Raw genomic sequence first — 16,583 nt, forward strand, 5'->3', positions numbered from 1 at the left:
CTCAGCGGCGGCTCCACGGCCACCGGCGACGGCCGCGCCGGCGGATCGGCAGCGGCTCGGGCTCCGGAGGCGGCGGCACGGCCGTGCGGTCGCCGGACACCCAGCGCAGGAACAGCGCATCGGGGTTCGGCTCGAGCACGAGGGTGCGCGCGAGGAGCGTGAGCGGGATGGACAGGATCGCGCCGAGCGGGCCGATCACGAAGGTCCAGAAGATCACCGAGAAGAAGCTCAGGGTGAGGCTGAGGTCGACCGCGTCGCTGACGAACTTCGGCTGCACGAGCACCTGCAGCACCACGTTCACGACGCTGTAGACGGCGATCACCGCGAGCAGAAGCGGCCAGTCTCCGACGACGAACGCGAGGATCGCGGGAGGCACGAGGCCGAGCACGAAGCCGATGTTCGGGACGAAGTTCGTGACGAACGCGAGGATCGCCCACACCAGCGGCGCAGGCACGCCCATCCACCACAGCGCCAGGCCGTCGACGATCGCGACGACGGCGCCGAAGGCCGCGTTGACGACGTAGTACCGGCGGATGCCGCTGTTGAGGTGCGCGATCCGTCCGAGCACCCGGCCGCGGACGGCGCCGAACAGCGCGGGAGCCTCGCGGTAGCGGGCAGCATCCGCCGTCATGAAGATGATGTACGCGAAGACGAAGAAGAGGGCTGTGGCCACCGCGAGGACCGCGCCGCTGACCTGCGAGACGATCGAGAGGAGCGTCGCCGGGTCGAGGGCGGAGGCGAGGGCGTCCGCCCCCTCCTCCGCGAGCCCCAGGGACTGCAGCCAGGCGATCAGGTCCTTCACCCGCCCGACGAGCTCTCCGTCCGACGCGAAGTCCCTGGCGAGGCCGGTGAACTGCACGCCGGCGAACCAGAGCAGCGCCCCCATCGCGAGGAGGATCAGGTAGGCGAGCACGATCACGGCGGTCGTGCCCAGCCCGCGCGGCCAGCCGCGGCGCTCGAGCGGGGCGCGCGCCGGCTCGCAGACGATGACGATGACCGCGGCGAGAGCGAGCGGTCCGACGATCTCGCGGGCGAGCGAGATGCCGGCGATCACGACGACGGCCGCGGCGAGCGCCAGCAGGGTGCGCAGGCTCGGGGACAGGGAGCGATCGGCGGATGACGCGGGGCTGCTCACCCGGTCAGCGTAACCCGTGCTCGCGCTTCCGCCGTGGTCGGACGCGGGGTCAGAAGTGCACGTTCTCAGCCCGCGGAACGTGCGTTTCTGGCCCCGCGCCGTCGGCGAAGCGGACGCGCACTTTCGTGAATATATGTAATCATGTAGTAAGGTAACGGTTATGGAACCCCTTCTTCTCGACCGGCTGCTGCAGATCGGCGACCTGTTCCAGAAGGACATGGATCGGGCCTTCGCGGGCACCGGCCTGACTCCCGCCCGGGTGCACGTGCTGTGGGCGCTGCAGCACGCCGGCCCGTCGACTCAGCAGGCGCTGGCAGGCCTCTGCGGTGTCACGCCGCGCAACATCACCGCACTCGTCGACGCACTCGAGGGGACCGGGCACGTGCGCCGCACCCCGCACCCGACGGATCGCCGCGCCGTCCTCGTCGAGCTCACGCCGGACGCGGTCGCGACGATGACCCGGATGCAGCAGGACCATCAGGAGCTGAGCGCCTCGCTGCTCTCGGCGGTCGCGCCGGAGGATCGCGACGCCGTGGAGCGGGGTGTCGCGGCGATCGCCGAGCACCTCGCCGCCCTCGTGGCGCAGGCCGGGGAGGCACGATGACGACGACGATCGCCCCACCCTCGCGCGGCGCCCGGCTCCGAGACCTCCTCCGCCGCGCCCTGCACGCCGAGATCCGCGTCTACTCCAGCATCGGCCGGGCCATCGCGCGACGTCCGGCGATCCCCACCGGGGGCACGGGCCTGGGCTACCACCGGCCCGTCCTCACCGTGCTGTTCATCTTCATCGGCCTCTCGACGGTCGAGATCCCGATCATCGACCTCATCGTGCACCGCTGGCCGGCCGTGCGCATCCCGATGCTCATCCTCGGGATCTGGGGAGTCACCTGGATGGTCGGCCTGCTCTGCGCGATGCTCATGAGGCCCCACACGGTCGGGCCCGACGGCATCCGCGTCCGCAACGGCCTGGAGGTCGACGTCCCCGTGCCCTGGGACGCCATCGCCTCCGTCGAGATCTCCCGCCGCGTCGACGAGCCGAAGCAGCCACGGGTCACGGACGGCGAGTACGCCGAGCGGATGCAGGACGAGACGAACATCCTCATCGAGCTGGAACGCCCCCACGTCGTCACCCTGCCGGGACTGGCGCCACGCGGCGGGTCGCACGAGGTCGAGAGCATCCGACTGTGGGCCGACGACCCGCGGGCGTTCCTCGCGGCCGCGCGGCCGTTCCTCGTCGGAGACTGAACGACTCCTGCCTCAGCGCGGCGCTGCCGCCTCTTCGATCGCACGGATGCCGCGAGCCCTCGCGTCGACGACGATGCCGTCGCCCGCGCGGCCCGCCGGCTCGTGGCGGCGGGCGCGGTCCGCCTTCCACGCCGCATCGATCCGCGCGAGGACATGGTCGTTCCCGGCCGCGAGCCAATCGATCGCCTCGAGGCCGTGCGCGCCGAGGTCGGGGCGGAAGTCCTTCACGCCGGGGAACGGCAGGTCGACGCCGGATGCACGCGCCCAGCCGAGAATGGCCAGCGACAGGAGCCGGTAGGCGGGCTCGGCGTCGCCGTCGCCGTCGGATGCCACCATCACGGGGTCGACGTAGCCGCGCTCGATGCCGAATCGCACCGTCCGGTCCTCGCGGCGGACGGTGAGGGACCACACGTCCATCTGCTCGGGTCCCCAGAAGCTCTGCACCGACCAGCCGCGATCGAGCAGCTGACGCGCCAGCGCCGCGGCACCCGCGTCCCGGTCGCCGAGACGGGCGAGGAACCGCGGCAGATCGGTGAGGTCGAGCTCTGCGGGCGGGGTCATGGGATCGACACTAGGGCCCGGGGCGTCCGTCGCTCGCGCGCGGGGCGTGTTCTGTGGGCGCTGCGCTTCCTGTGGGGTGCGGCATCGGTTGCTTGTGGGGCGCTGCGCGATGGATGTCGTGAGGAAGACATGCCCTCGCTCGCCTTCGGCGTGCTCCCGCCAGACCCGGTGCCAGCTTCCCCACGACATCCATCGCTCCACTCTGAACCCGAGCACCCATCCGGTCGCTCGGTCGTTGAGTGAGCGCCCACCCGCTCGTTGAGCGAGCGGAGCGAGACGAAACGCCCCTTCCGGAGCACGACACGTACGCGCGGATAGTGCAGATGCTGTTCAGGTACGCAACACCGGCCGCCGCGCTGACTTCAGGGGAAGGGAATGTCTCGGGGTGCGCCATCGCTGTTGCGGGTCCCACCACTCCGGACCGCGGATCTGCGGGACCCCGCCGTTCATCCGGATCTCCCACCCGGAATGCTCCAGGGAGCGGTGATGCCACCAGCACAACGGCACCCCGTTATCGGTATGGGTCGGACCGCCCTTCGCGTGCTCGTGGACGTGATGGATCTCACACCACGACGCGGGGACATGACAGCCGGGGATCAGGCACTCCCGATCGCGGGCGACGATCGCCCGCCGCTGATGCACCGTGAACACCCGATCGGTGGTCGAGATCCCGATGATCCGGCCCTCGTCGAACAGCACCCGCTGAACCGCACCCGTACACGCCGTGTGCGTGGCGACGCCGAGCGAGACGGGGGTGTCGGCGCCGGGGATCGTCGCCCAGCCCGTCCCGGTGGCGAGGTCCTTCGCTTCCACATGCACCACCAGCGTCGGCGCAGCACCACCCAGGGACGGCATCTCCTCGTGGCGCGCGGCGATCCCCAGCACGGCGGCGAGAGCGTCGTGGCGCTTCTGCCCGGGCGTGCGGGAATCGATCAGGTTCCGCGGATCGATATTGAACCTGTCCTCCCCCTCACCACCATCGGGGTCGGGGCCATCGGGGTCAGTGTCGAACTCATCCTCGGCGGGCTCGAACCGCACCCCAGGAGCGGGAGCGCCGCCGACCTTCGGATTGTTGTACGCGTCGGCGATCAGCTGCCACGCCGCAGCGACCTCCGGAGTCAGATTCCCGCGCACCGGATGCACCCCATTGCGCAACCGGCCCACCGTGAAGCAGCGACGCGCTTGCGCCTCCTGATCCGAGGGCTCTGCCCCATCCGGATCCAACCCCACCGCAAGAGCACTCGCGAACATCTTCAAGTCCTCCGCGGATGCCCGCGGACCCCGACCGGGCGCATCGCCGTCCGTGCCTGCAGCCGTATCGTCCTCGACACCCGCATCCGGACGCCCCTCGCCCGCATCGACATCCTGGCCAGCCCCAGCCTCCACCGCGGCCCCTGTGTCCGCATCCGCATCCGCGTCCACATCCGGGAGGTTCTCACCGCGCGCGAACGCCGCGAGGTTCGCGTCCGCCCACAACCGCTCCTCGAGCGAGATCCGATCCCGCGCGCGCTCCAACGGGCCCACCGCCGCCAGCAGACCGGTCACGCCGACGGCACCGTCCAGCAGTGCTTCGCGCATCGCGGGCCAGCGGGCCGGCATCCGCTCCCCCGACACCAGACTCACCTCCCGCGCCGCCGCGTCCGCAGCGCGGATGATCCTCCCTGCCGTCGGCGCATCGACCAGGGTGGCGCGGCGGAGGAGTTCGTTCATGCCGCGGCATCCGAATCGGTGACCGAACTCCACATCCGCCGTCGCCACCGCCTCCACGATGCCGGCATCCGCCAGCCGGGAGACCTCACCGAGGCCGACGAGTAGCGCCGCGCGGTCGGCATCCGACAACCCGGCGACCGTGTCGCCGGACAGCAGCTCGCGCAGGTCGGAAGCGACCTGAGCGACGGTGTCGGCGGGGCTGTTCATACCTCCCATTGAACACGGGGCCACCGACATTGTGAGGCCGGTTTCCCCAGATCGGAGAAACTTTTCGACCGAATCTCGAGTCGTGCTCGGAAAGGGCGTTTCGACTCGCTCCGCTCGCTCAACGACCGGTGGACTCGCGCTCGCTCAACGACCGCGGGGCAGGGCACAGGCGTTTCGACTCGCTCACTCGACGACCGCGGACGGAAGCCCTCGTCCACCGGGCGGGGATCACTCCAGCCCGCGCTCCGCGAGCCAGGCCTTCGCGGCGGTGCGGGGTGCGCGCAGGAGCCATGCGTCGGCGATCACCTCGGCGAGCCGGTCGCGGTCGATCGCGTCGAGGCGCACGAGCAGCGCGGGGTAGCCGTCGAAGTGCGGGATCGTGAACAGCCAATCCGGCTCCGCGAGAAGGAGGGCCTCCTTCTCCTCGAGCGAGCCGACGCGCACGCCCAGAACCTCCCCCGACGGCCAGCTCCGGCCGACGTCGGCGAGCTGGCGCAGGTCGGCTCCGGTCGGACCGCGCAGCCACGCGATCTGCCCGCCCTTCAGGCGCCACGCGGCCGCGCCGGTGTGCCCGCCCATGACCTCGGTCACCCCGGGCAGCGCCAGCGCGATCTCGCGCACGTCGTCGACGGTCGCCACCGCACCATCGTCCTCCCGCGCGTGCGCCCTCGCAACGCCACACGCACGAACGGCATCCGCACCTCGCACGCGCAGCCCCGCCACCGGCACGCGCAGCATCCGCCGCCCGGGAGGCGGAGCCGAGGGGCGGAGCCGAGGGGCGGGCGTCGCCGTGCGAGAAGTCGGAGTTCCGGAGGGACACGCCGCCCGACGTGCCCGGCGCCGCGCATGTCGCGCGGAAACTCCGACTTCTCGCACCCGCCGGGGCGGCGATCAGCGCACGATGCGCAGCGTCCGCACCTCGAACGGGCGCAGCCGCAGCTCGCCGCCGGTGCGCGGCGACTCCAGCTCGTCCTCGATGAGAGAGACCTCGCGCACCTCCCGGTGCTCGAACCCGACCGACAGCGCCCCCGTCGCGCGACGGCCGAGCGACTCGTACACCCGCACGATCACGTCTCCGGAGGCGTCGTCGGCGAGCTTCACGCCCGAGACCACGATGCCCTCGCCCGCAACCGAGACCAGCGGCTCGACCTCCCGCGCACCGCGCACGAGCGTCGCCGGCGAGTTCAGCCGGATGCCCTCGGCGGTCGCGATGCCGGCATCCGCGCCGATCACGAGACCGACGGTGATCTCGTGCCTGCCGTGGTCGGTGTCGGGGTCGGGGAAGCGCGGCGCGCGCAGCAGCGACAGCCGCACGGTCGTCGTCACGGCGTCGCCGTCGACCTCTCGCGTGGTGTCGTAGCCGTAGATGGAGTCGTTCACGAGGGCGACACCGAAGTCCTGCTCGCGCACCAGCACGAAGCGGTGCATCGAGGTCTCGAACTTCGCCGCCTCCCAGCTCGTGTTCGTGTGCGTGACGCGCGCCTGATAGCCGAACTGCGTCTCGGCCTCGGTGTGCGCGGCCTGCGCGTCGAGCGGGAAGGCGAGCTTGAGCAGCTTCTCGGTCTCGTGCCAGTCGATGTCGTTCCGCAGCAGGACGGTCCGTGAATCCGGAGCGAGGGTGATCGTCTGCACGAGGGTCGACTCCGAGAACGCCCGGGTCACCGTCACGGTCGCGACCCCGTCGACGACGGATGCCGAGAGCTCGGAGACCTGCGTGAGGTCGTCCACGCGGTTGCGGTAGTACCGGTCGATGTCCCAGGCGTCCCACATGTTCGGGAAGTCCTGGTGCAGCTGGAAGAGGTTCGCCGCCTTCCCCGCCGCGACGGCCTCGCGGCCGGTGGCCTTGTCGACGGCCGACACGATCAGCCCCTCGGCCGAGATCAGCACCGACACGAGATCGTTCTCCAGGCGGTGGCCCCCGGCCTCCTCGGCGAGGGAGACGGATGCCGTCGTCGGCGCCTCTGCGAAAGCGGCGCCCAGCGCGCGTCCGCCGCCGACGGAGGTGGGGTCGAACACGAGCTCGCGCTCGCCCTCTCCCGCGAGCGAGCGGCGGGCGGCGTCGGCGAGCCCGCGAGCATCCGCCAGCACTCCCGAGAGCACCTCGACGGCCTCGCGGTGCACCCAGGCGATCGAGGTGCCAGGGAGGATGTCGTGGAACTCGTGCAGCAGCACGGTCTGCCACAGCCGGTCGAGGTCGGCCTGCGGGTACGCGGCGCCGGTGCGCACGGCATCCGTCGCCGCCCACAGCTCGGCCTCGACCAGGGCGTGCTCGGCCCAGCGGTGCAGGGCCTTCGTGGCGTGCTGGCTGGTGAGGGTTCCGCGGTGCAGCTCGAGGTAGAGCTCGCCGACCCAGACCGCCGGATGCGGCAGCTCCGCGCGCGCCTTCTCGAAGAAGGAGTCGGGATGCTCCCACTCGACCCGAGCGCTGCCCTCGAGATCGGCAAGGCGCGCGGCCTTGCCTGCCATCTCGCGGGTGGTGCCGCCGCCGCCGTCGCCCCAGCCGACCGGGGCGATCGAACGCGAGGTGACCCGGTTCTCCTTGAACTGGCGGGAGGCCTTGGCCACCTCCATGCCGCTCAGCTGCGAGTTGTAGGTGTCCATCGACGGGAAGTGCGTGAACATCTGCGAGCCGTCGATGCCCTCCCACAGGAAGGTGTGGTGCGGGAAGACGTTCTGCTGGTTCCAGGAGATCTTCTGCGTGAAGAACCACTCGAACCCGGCGCGGCGCATGAGCTGCGGCAGCGCGGGTGAGTAGCCGAAGCTGTCGGGCAGCCAGACGCCCCTCGAGCGGATGCCGAACTCGCGCTCGAAGAAGCGCTGGCCGTACTGGAACTGGCGCACCAGGGATTCGCCGGAGGGCATCACCGTGTCGGACTCGACCCACATGCCGCCGAGCGGCAGGAAGCGCCCGTCGGACACGGCCGCCTTCACCCGCGCGTACACCTCGGGACGGTGCTCCTTGAGCCAGGCATACTGCTGGGCGCTGGACATGCCGTACTGGAAGTCCGGCTGCTCCTCGATGAGCGTCGTCATCGAGGACGTGGTGCGGGCGACCTTGCGGATCGTCTCGCGCACCGGCCACAGCCAGGCGGAGTCGATGTGCGCGTGGCCGATGGCCGAGATCCGGTGGGCGCTGGCCTCGGCCGGCGCGGCGAGCACCTCGGCGAGCCGGGCGCGGGCGTCGGATGCCGTCTCGGCGATGCGCTGCAGGTCGAGCACGTCGAGGGCGTCGTCCATGGCCTGCAGGATGCGCATGCGCCGCGGCGAGGTCGCCGGCAGCTCGGCCTGCAGCTCGAAGAGCACATCGAGGTCGAGGGAGAGCTCGAACACCTCCTGCTCGAAGACCGCGAGGTCGATCCGGCGGGTGCGGTACAGCGGCTCGGGCGAGGAGGTGCGGATGTCGCCCTCCTGGGTGGGCAGGAAGGGGTGATAGTCGAGCAGCACCGGGTTGGCCGCGGCCTCGAGGTACAGCTCCACGGGCTCGTCGCCCTGTGCGACCTCGGCGATCGGCAGCCACTGGTTGCGCGGGTTGATGCTCTTCACCGGGGTGAGGTCGGGGCGGTAGACGAGGGCCTCGCACTGGAACCCGGGCATGTTGATGTCGAAGCCGAGGTCGATCACGGCCTCGACGCGGCGACCGGCCCACTCGGCCGGGACCTGGCCGGTGAGCTTGAACCAGGTCGTCGACCAGGCCGGCCCCCACATGCTCGGCACGGCGGTGGGGGCGAACTCGAGGGCGAGTCCCTCGGCGGGCGTGATCGGCTCGCCGGGGAGCTCGTTCACCTCGACCGTCAGCGGCACCGAAGCCGAGTGGATGGCCGGGCGGATGCGCTCGTCGAGGACGCGCTTGACGCGGCCGACGGTGAGCGAGGTGTCGTCATGCATGAGGTCGTGTCTCCGTTTTTGACGGGCGGGGGATTTACTCAGGCTAATTTACTAAATCGCTCTAGTGACCCTGATCTCCCGAGCCTAGTGATCGCGACGCCCTCGACGCTACCGGCGCGCTCGCCCGACTTCGGTTGCGACACCGATCAGCGCGTCGATCTCACAGAACTCCTGATGCGACAGCAGTGTTCCGGCATTCCAGGCTCGCTCGACCATCGCACGCATCGGCGAACGGATGCCCTCGGCGACCTGCTCCGGCGTCTGCGCCTCAGGCCGGTCCGACCAGATCGCGAAGGCGCATCCGACCAGCGGAGCGGGATAGGGAGCCGCCAGCTCCTGTCGCACGGTGGCCTGCCCGCCCTCGCCCCAGAGCCGGGGGAACAGGCCCGGATGCCAGTCCGCCGCCCAGATCCGCTCCGCGGTCGGGTAGCGGTAGCCCGCGTTCTCCCCCAGCACGTAGTAGAGGAGATCGTCGTTCAGGTTGACGAGTCGATGTCCGGCCGTCAGGGCCTCCGACACCGGCCGCATCGCGGCGTGCCAGTTGGTCCACCACGTCAGCACCACCTCCGGGTCCAGCGGCACGACCGCACCGCGCAGCATCCCGTCGTTCCACGCCCGCGCCTGGAGACCCCGGCCGCCCAGGTGCCGCGCGATCTCGTTCACGAACGCGGCGAGCAGATCGAACCCGGTGCCGTCGGGGCCGTATCGGGCCCGCGCCGCGTCGGTCAGCGCGGGGTAGTCCTCGATGCGCTCGAACGCGACGAACTCGTCTCCGCCGAGATTCCACTTCGTGCTGTGCGGGAAGACCGGCGCCATGTCGTCGATCAGCCCCCTCGCGAAGGCGATCGCCTCGTCACGCGTGATGTCGAGCGCGTGCGCGGTGTCGACGGCGCCTCCCGAGACGGCGTCGACGCCCGGTGGCAGCCTCAGCTCCGGATGCGCGGACAGCACCCGCCGAAGATGCCCCGGCATGTCGAGCGACGGGACCACGTCGACGTGCAGGTCGTGCGCGACCTCGACGATCCGGCCGGCCTCCTCCCGGGTGATGTGGTCGGCCGAGACGACCTCGGGGAACGTCTCGGACGCCAGGCGGAACCCCTCGTTCTCGGAGAAGTGCCACTGGAAGACGTTGATGCCGACGTCGGCGGCGGCGTGCAGCATCCCGACGATCCAGTCCGCCGGGAAGTGCTTGCGCGCGGCGTCGAGGTGGAGCCCGCGCTCGGCGACGGCGGGAGCCGATTCGACCCGGCCGCACGGCACGAAACCCTGCGCACGGAGGTTGTGCAGCAGCTGCCGCGTGGCCCGGAAGCTGCCCGCCGCATCCCCCGCCCTCACCTCGACGTCCTCGCCGATCTCGATCGCGAACGCCTCCGGAGACGAGCCTGAGCGCCGCAGCCGGACGACCGCGCGATCGCCGCGAGGGATGCCGAGGGCGGCGAGCTCCTCCTCGAGCCGCACCGCCTCACCCTCGAGGGCCGGCTCCTCAGCGAAGACCCGTACGGACGACGGCATCCATCTCCCGCCCGCGGGCGCGAACGAGGACGGCTGCGGGATCGCGAGCCAGCGCTCCCCCGCAGCCGTCCGCATGTCGTGCTCTGGCACAGCGCCAGGTCAGCCGCAGTCCGGCACGGTGTACACGGCGTCGATCGCGCTCGCGCCGTCGGGGCCGCCGAGGCTCACCCGCACCGCGCCGTCGGCGATCGCGTCGCCCTTCGCCCGGTGCACGGCCACCGCGTCCTCGCCGGCGGCGATGCCGGTGAGCACTCGGTTGCCCAGCGACGACACGACCTCGGCATCCACGGACACTCCGCCGGCGTTCGCCACGCGGACCTTGAGCTTCACATCGTCGCCCGCGCAGGTCGCGGTCGCGTCGACGTCCACGTCGTACCAGGGCGCCCGGTAGGCGGTGCGCAGGCCCGTGAGCGGCTCAGTGATCGACGACAGGTACCCGGAGTGGTCGCCGGCGGTGAGGTTGTACGTGACGATCGCCCCGTAGCCCTCGTCGGCGGTGCGCTGCGCGAAGGCCGCCGCAGTGCCTTGGCTCGTCGCGGTGAGGTTGATCGCTCCCGGGGCCAGCCGCGAAGCGTCCATGCCCGCGGTCTCCGGGACCCACCAGTAGCCGTACCAGGGGTTCCAGGCGTAGTCGAGCAGGTCGCCGGCCCGGATGCCGTCGTACTCGGTGGCCTCCGCCGCCTCGCCGATCTTGTAGAAGGTGAGGAGCTTGTCGTCGCCGAGTCGTTCGCGGAGCTCCTCGACGAGGTACACGAACGAGTACTCGTTCGCCGGTCCTGTGCCGTTCTCGCCGTACTTCGACCACTCGTCGTCGAAGTCGACGCCGTCGAGGCCGTACTGCTCGACGACCGCGGCCAGCTCGTCGGCGAACGCCGCGGCGGCCTCCCTGGTCGGGAAGTTCGCGATGCCGGCCCCCTGGTGGTTGCCGAGGACGGACAGCAGCACCTTCGTGCCGCGCTCCTGCAGCGGACGGATCTGGTTCTCGGCATCCTGCAGCGTCTCGGTGACCCGCTCGTTCAGGTGCAGGTACGCGCTCTGGGCGGCGGTGTCGTAGTTGATGTTCGCCGCGAAGATGATCGCGATGTCGAAGGCGGGACGCTGGGTGCCTTCGAGCGAGTAGTCGGCGACGTTCGCCATGTCGTTGCTGTTGACCTCGACGTACACGACGCGCTTCGGGTCGTCATCCGGGTTCGGGGGCGCAGTCTGGGCGGATGCCGTGGCCGGCACCCCCAGTCCCGCGACGGCCAGGCAGGCCGCCGCGAAGGCCGTCCATCGTGCACGGCGTCGGCTGTGACGCTTCTCGTTCGAATCGATCATGAACCTCGTACCTCTCTCTGCGTCATCGCAGGTCCGGGGCGGGGTCTCCGCCCAGGTCGAAGAGCTCGAGCTGTGTCAGCGCGAGCGGTGCCACGGCGCGCACGCGGAGCATCCGCGCGGTGACGGGACGGGTGAAGGCGAACGGCGTCGTGCGGTCCGCGTGCAGGGCCTCGGAGTGCGTCGTCGGAACCGCGGCCCACCGTACGCCGTCGTCGCTCGACTCCCAGACGACCGCATCGGCGGGCGCCTCGGCAGCGGCCGTCATGGAGACCTCCGTGACCTTCGTCGGCGCGCGGAACTTCCAGCCTGCGGACTCTCCCACGGCGAGCGCGACCGCGGTCTCACCGCGGTCGTCGAAGAGCTCCGGCCTGCCGAAGGCCGCTCCGGCGGGCGCGCCGCCGCCGGCCGTGAGGTCCGGATGCCATGCGAGGGGCGTCTCCCGCACGGACCACAGCGGGCTGCGGGCCGCGGTCGCGGCGTCGCTCGTGAAGACCAGCTCCAGCTCGGTGTCGCCGCGGAGGGCGTCGACGGGCAGCACAGGCCGGTCCAGCGGCGCGCCGTTCAGCCTGGCCCCGACGAGGAAGCGGGCGTCCACCTCCTCCCGCACGGAGCGGATGCGCAGGCGGATGCCGTCGCCGCGGCGCACGGTGACCTCGTCGAGCAGCGGGGAGCCGATGCGCAGCTCGCCGGAGGCGAGCTCCAGCGGGTACAGGCCGAGGGCCGCCCACAGCCACCAACCGCTCATCTCCCCGTTGTCCTCATCGCCGGGGAAGCCCTGACCGATCATCGCGCCGGCGAACAGCCGCTCGGCGAGGCCGTGCACGAGGGCGCCGGCCCGCCACGGCTCGTCGCCGTGCACGTGCATCCACGGGATGTGGTGGGCGGGCTGGTTCGAGATCGCGCACATGCCGGAGCGCTGCGCCCGGGCCTCGCGCTGCTCGTGGATCACGGTGCCGTACGAGCCGCCGAAGGCCTCGTCTCCGGTCTCCGGCTCGGCGAACAGACGATCGAGGTGGGCGCGGAGCCCCGCCGGCCCGCCGTGCAGGGCCGCGAGCCCTGCTCCGTCGTGCACGGCGCTCACCGAGATGCCCCAGGCGTTGGTCTCCACGTTGTCGCCGCCCCATACGCGCGGATCGAACGGCTCGTCGCCGAAGCGGCCTGCTTCGTCGCGTCCGCGGAAGAACCCGTGCCCGTCATCGAACAGCGACCGGTAGGAGCGCGAGCGATTGGCGAAGTACCTGGCGAATGCGCGGTGCCGGGCGGCCTCGGGCCCGCCGCGTGCGGCCAGCCTCGACGCGAGACGGCCGATCGCGGCATCCGACACCGCGTTCTCCAGGCTCCAGCTCATCCCCTCCGGTACCGCGGAGGACACGTATCCTGCGAACCGGCCGCGTCCGATGCCCTTGCGCCCGCGGCGCGGGTCGGCGCTCGGCTCGCAGGCGTTGCGCCAGGCGCTCTCCAGCGCCTCGGCGTCGGCGAGCGCCAGGCCCCAGCGCTCGGCGTCCGCGAGGATCTGGTCGCTCGAGGTGCCCACCATGGAGTCGACGTAGCCGGGAGCGCTCCAGCGCGCCATCCAGCCGCCACGGCGCCACTGCTCGAGGATGCCGTCGAGCATCCGCTCCGTCCCCCGCGGGTCGACCAGGCCCAGCAGGGCCCAGGCCGTGCGGTAGGTGTCCCAGTAGCCGTTGTTCACGAAGAGCCCGCCCCGGCGCACGGGCGCGCCCGTCGTCTCCTCGCCATGCGGGCCGGCGGGGGCGAACGGATCGGCGAAGCGACCCCGTTCGGAAGCGTCGTTCGGGTACAGATGCAGCCGGTAGAGGGCGCTCGCGATCCGTTCCCGGGTCTCCCGCTGCGCGAGCATCGCATGCGGCTGGTCCTCGGAACGGGGGACCTCCACCGCGCCCAGCAGGGCATCCCACCGCTCCCGCAATCTCTCGCGGATCTCGTCGAAGCCGATGTGCGCCGGCAGCTCCTCCTCGAGCGAGCGGCGCGCCTCCTCGACCGAGAGGAAGGACTGCGCGATGCGCACCTCGACGACGCCGGTCCCGCCGACGTACCCGGCGACGGAGGGACGACCGGCATCCGTCAGCATCCCGGTCGCGGCGTCGCCCAGGACCACTCCGGCGAAGTAGGTCCGCGGCGGGTTGCCCCAGTCGGCACTCCCCTCGGGAATCCAGCCGTCGAAGGCGCCGCCGGCGTGCATCCGCAGGCGGCCCCCGTCGTCGACCTGGTCGATCACGAAGCCGATCGCCGCGGCGGGGTCGTCGGCCAGGACACGGAAGACGCCGCCATGCGACGTCGGCGTCGCCTCGACGGCGAGGCCCCCGCGGAGCTCGGCACGGTATCCGTACGGGCGCGCCCGCTCCGTGCCGGGAACGATCCGGCGACGACGGGCGGCGCGGTCGGAGGTCGGCTCCCCCCGGAACGGCATCAGCTGCAGCACCCCGCGATCGCCGATCCACGGACTCGGCTGATGCGAGAACTGGATCGCCTCGAGCGCGCGCCCCTCGGCGTCGTCGTGCACCGACCAGCGGTACGGCCAGCGCGGATCCGACGCGTCGGTCGCGGGGGTCAGGAAGCAGAACCCGTGCGGGGCCGCGGCGATCGGGATCGTGTTCCCGCGTGAGAAGCGCGCGCCCGAGTGGCTGCCCCTGCGGGTGTCGACGAGGTCGGAGAGCGAGCCCGGCTCCTCCGGCATCCGTCCCCAGGCGATCTCCACGAAGCCGGATGCCTCTCCGGCCAGTCCGACGGCGCCGAGCACGACCTCGACCGTGCCGCGGCGCCCCGACCAGGGGGCGAGCGAGACGCTGTCTGCGTTCCACTGCTCGGGCATCGACCAGGCCGCCGCGAACTGGGTGTCGGGGGTGACCGCGAAGCCGTAGCGGTCGCGCACGCGGACATCGTCCGAGAGCCGCGAGCCGTCGTCGAACACGACGTCCACCGTCACGGCGAGCGCCGAGTGCGGCGCGTGGGTGGCAGCAGGGCCGTCCGCGTAGAAGGCCCAGTGCAGCAGGGCGTCCCGAGCGATCTCCACGTCGGTCTCGCCGGGGATCGCGAGACGCTGGACACCCTCGGAGGCGTCGAAGCGGAAGGCGAGCACCTGCCCGCCCAGCACCCCGGACGAAGGGCGGGACGACGGCGGATCCGCCGGTCCGTCCGCCGCCCGCAGGGTGGGGAGGGTCATCCCTTGACCGCCCCCTCCTGGACGCCGCGGAAGAAGAAGCGCTGCATGATCGAGAACAGCACGATGATCGGGATCAGGGCGACCATGGTGCCCGCCGCGATGAGCCGGGGATCGGGCGAGAAGTTGCTGTTGAGATACGCCATTCCGACCGTGAGCGTGTAGTTGTTCGGGTTCGTCAGCACCATGAGCGGCCAGAGGTAGTCGTCCCAGGCGCCGATGAAGGTGAAGATCGCGACCACGCTCGCCATGCCGCGCACGTTGGGCCAGACGATGTGGCGGATGCGCTGCCAGGTCGTGGCCCCGTCGACGGTCGCCGCATCCAGCACGTCCTTCGGGATCATCCGGCAGGCGGTGGCGATGAGCAGCACGTTCATCGCGGCGATCGCTCCCGGCAGGAACACGCCCCACAGGGTGTTGGCCAGGCCGAGCGCGTTGATCGTGAGCAGGTTGCTCGTGATGGTGACCTCGCCGGGGAGCAGCATGGTGGACACGAGGATGCCGAGCGCGATCATCTTGCCGCGGAACCTCATGCATGCCAGCGCGTAGCCGCCGAACACCGACAGCACCACATTCGTGATGACGGACCCGACCGCGACGAGCAGCGAGTGCCAGGCGTAGGTGTACACCGGGACGATGTCGGTGACCTTGCTGTAGTTCTCCAGCGTCGGATCGACCGGGAAGAGGTTCGGCGGGAACGTGTACAGGTCGTCGGCCGGACCCTTGAAGGAGGTCGAGAGCTGCCAGAGGAACGGGCCGATGACGAGCACGAGGACGAAGAGCAGCAGCACGTAGCGGAGGATCAGCGACGCGAGCGTCGGCTTGCTGAAGTCGCCGGAGCCCTTGCGCCGCCAGCGGCGTTCGCGCGGCAGGCTCTGCGCGGCGGGGGCGGTCGTCTCGCGATCTGCGGTGAGGGTCATGCGGGAACCTTCGCCTTCTTCTCCCGGTTCAGCAGGGCGATCGCCGTGAGCGGGATCAGCGTCAGCAGGAAGAGCACGACGCTGATGGCGGCCGCGTAGCCGAGGTTGCCGTTGAGGCCGGAGCCGACCTGGCGGATCAGCATCACGATGGACATGTCGTAGCCGCCGGGGCCGCCCGTGCCGTTGGACAGGATGTCCAGCTCGGTGAACACGCGCATCGCGGAGACGGCGATGAGCACCGAGATGAGGAGCATCGCCCCGCGCACGCTGGGGATGGTGACGCTGAGGAAGCGGCGGAAGCTGCCCGCGCCGTCCAGCATGGCGGCCTCGTGCAGCTCCTTGCCCGCGTTGCCCAGGGCGGCGAGGTACACGACCATGTAGTACCCGACGCCCTTCCACACCGTGAGCAGGATGGCGCAGCCGAGCAGCCACCAGCGGTCGACGAGGAAGGCGATCGGCTGATCGACGATGCCCATGAACTCGAGTGCCTGGTTGATCACGCCCTTGCTGTCGAAGAGCCAGCTCCAGATCAGCGCCACGACGACGACCGAGGCGATGACCGGGAAGTAGAACGTCGTCCGGAAGACGGCGATGCCGGGGATGTTCTTCTCGACCAGCAGTGCCAGCAGCAGCGGGAGGATCGTGAGCAGGGGCACGCACACCACGACGTAGATGAGGCACGTGATGAGCGCGTACTGGAACTGCTCGTCGGTGAGGAGCCGTTCGTACTGGGCGAAACCGACCGGGTTCGCGGGTCGCAGCGGCCGCGCATCGGTGAAGCTGAGCATCACCGTGTTGAGGAACGGCCACAGCGAGAACACCAGCACCCAGAGGACTGCGGGCCCGATGAGAAGCCAGGGGGTGAACCATCTGTGCGATTTCATGCGAGTCTCCTCCTCGGGGTGCTGGT

General features: G+C 71.0%; 12 protein-coding genes. 2 read left to right on the top strand and 10 right to left on the bottom strand.

Annotated elements, in window-relative coordinates; genetic code table 11:
- Position 1 precedes the first annotated feature (1 nt).
- Positions 2–1,135: an AI-2E family transporter gene (locus G6G98_RS10240; RefSeq protein ID WP_243842081.1), complete on the bottom strand. Its 1,134-nt coding sequence runs from the start codon at positions 1,133–1,135 to the stop codon at positions 2–4.
- A 160-nt stretch (positions 1,136–1,295) separates the two neighbouring features.
- Here G6G98_RS10240 and G6G98_RS17065 point away from each other — a divergent pair, with 160 nt between their 5' ends.
- Together G6G98_RS17065 and G6G98_RS10250 are read left to right on the top strand one after the other, a co-directional pair.
- Complete coding sequence (locus G6G98_RS17065) at positions 1,296–1,739, top strand: MarR family winged helix-turn-helix transcriptional regulator (protein ID WP_067347933.1); 444 nt, start codon at positions 1,296–1,298, stop codon at positions 1,737–1,739.
- A complete protein-coding gene (locus G6G98_RS10250; protein WP_164234633.1) occupies positions 1,736–2,380 on the top strand; it encodes a PH domain-containing protein in 645 nt (214 codons plus the stop codon). The genes G6G98_RS17065 and G6G98_RS10250 overlap by 4 nt, the downstream gene beginning before the upstream one ends.
- Positions 2,381–2,392: 12 nt before the next feature.
- On the opposite strand, the gene G6G98_RS10255 is transcribed toward G6G98_RS10250, so the two are convergent.
- The 9 genes from G6G98_RS10255 to G6G98_RS10295 all read right to left on the bottom strand — a co-directional run bounded on the left by G6G98_RS10255 (position 2,393) and on the right by G6G98_RS10295 (position 16,557).
- Positions 2,393–2,941 carry a hypothetical protein gene (locus G6G98_RS10255; RefSeq protein ID WP_164234632.1) on the bottom strand — a complete coding sequence of 183 codons (549 nt, stop codon included), beginning with the start codon at positions 2,939–2,941 and terminating at the stop codon, positions 2,393–2,395.
- Positions 2,942–3,271: 330 nt separating this feature from the next.
- Positions 3,272–4,858 (bottom strand): HNH endonuclease signature motif containing protein, encoded by a 1,587-nt coding sequence (locus tag G6G98_RS10260; protein ID WP_164234631.1) that lies wholly within the window; start codon positions 4,856–4,858, stop codon positions 3,272–3,274.
- Positions 4,859–5,086: 228 nt separating this feature from the next.
- A complete protein-coding gene (locus tag G6G98_RS10265) occupies positions 5,087–5,497 on the bottom strand; it encodes an MmcQ/YjbR family DNA-binding protein (protein ID WP_164234630.1) in 411 nt (136 codons plus the stop codon).
- A gap of 252 nt (positions 5,498–5,749) precedes the next feature.
- Positions 5,750–8,743, bottom strand: a complete 2,994-nt coding sequence (locus G6G98_RS10270) for an alpha-mannosidase (protein WP_164234629.1) — start codon at positions 8,741–8,743, stop codon at positions 5,750–5,752.
- A gap of 108 nt (positions 8,744–8,851) precedes the next feature.
- Positions 8,852–10,345: a family 20 glycosylhydrolase gene (locus G6G98_RS10275; protein WP_164234628.1), complete on the bottom strand. Its 1,494-nt coding sequence runs from the start codon at positions 10,343–10,345 to the stop codon at positions 8,852–8,854.
- Between the two features lie 9 nt (positions 10,346–10,354).
- Positions 10,355–11,572: an endo-beta-N-acetylglucosaminidase H gene (locus G6G98_RS10280; protein ID WP_208321467.1), complete on the bottom strand. Its 1,218-nt coding sequence runs from the start codon at positions 11,570–11,572 to the stop codon at positions 10,355–10,357.
- Between the two features lie 22 nt (positions 11,573–11,594).
- Positions 11,595–14,756, bottom strand: coding sequence for a GH92 family glycosyl hydrolase (locus G6G98_RS10285; protein WP_164234627.1), 3,162 nt, complete (start codon positions 14,754–14,756; stop codon positions 11,595–11,597).
- Positions 14,753–15,673 carry a carbohydrate ABC transporter permease gene (locus tag G6G98_RS10290; RefSeq protein WP_164234626.1) on the bottom strand — a complete coding sequence of 307 codons (921 nt, stop codon included), beginning with the start codon at positions 15,671–15,673 and terminating at the stop codon, positions 14,753–14,755. Before G6G98_RS10290 ends, G6G98_RS10285 begins: the two co-directional genes overlap by 4 nt.
- Entirely contained in the window at positions 15,670–16,557 is an 888-nt protein-coding gene (locus tag G6G98_RS10295) for a carbohydrate ABC transporter permease (protein ID WP_164234625.1), read from the bottom strand. The genes G6G98_RS10290 and G6G98_RS10295 overlap by 4 nt, the downstream gene beginning before the upstream one ends.
- Positions 16,558–16,583: the final 26 nt, after the last annotated feature.

The sequence above is a fragment of the Microbacterium hydrocarbonoxydans genome, assembly GCF_011752045.1.
Classification (GTDB): domain Bacteria; phylum Actinomycetota; class Actinomycetes; order Actinomycetales; family Microbacteriaceae; genus Microbacterium.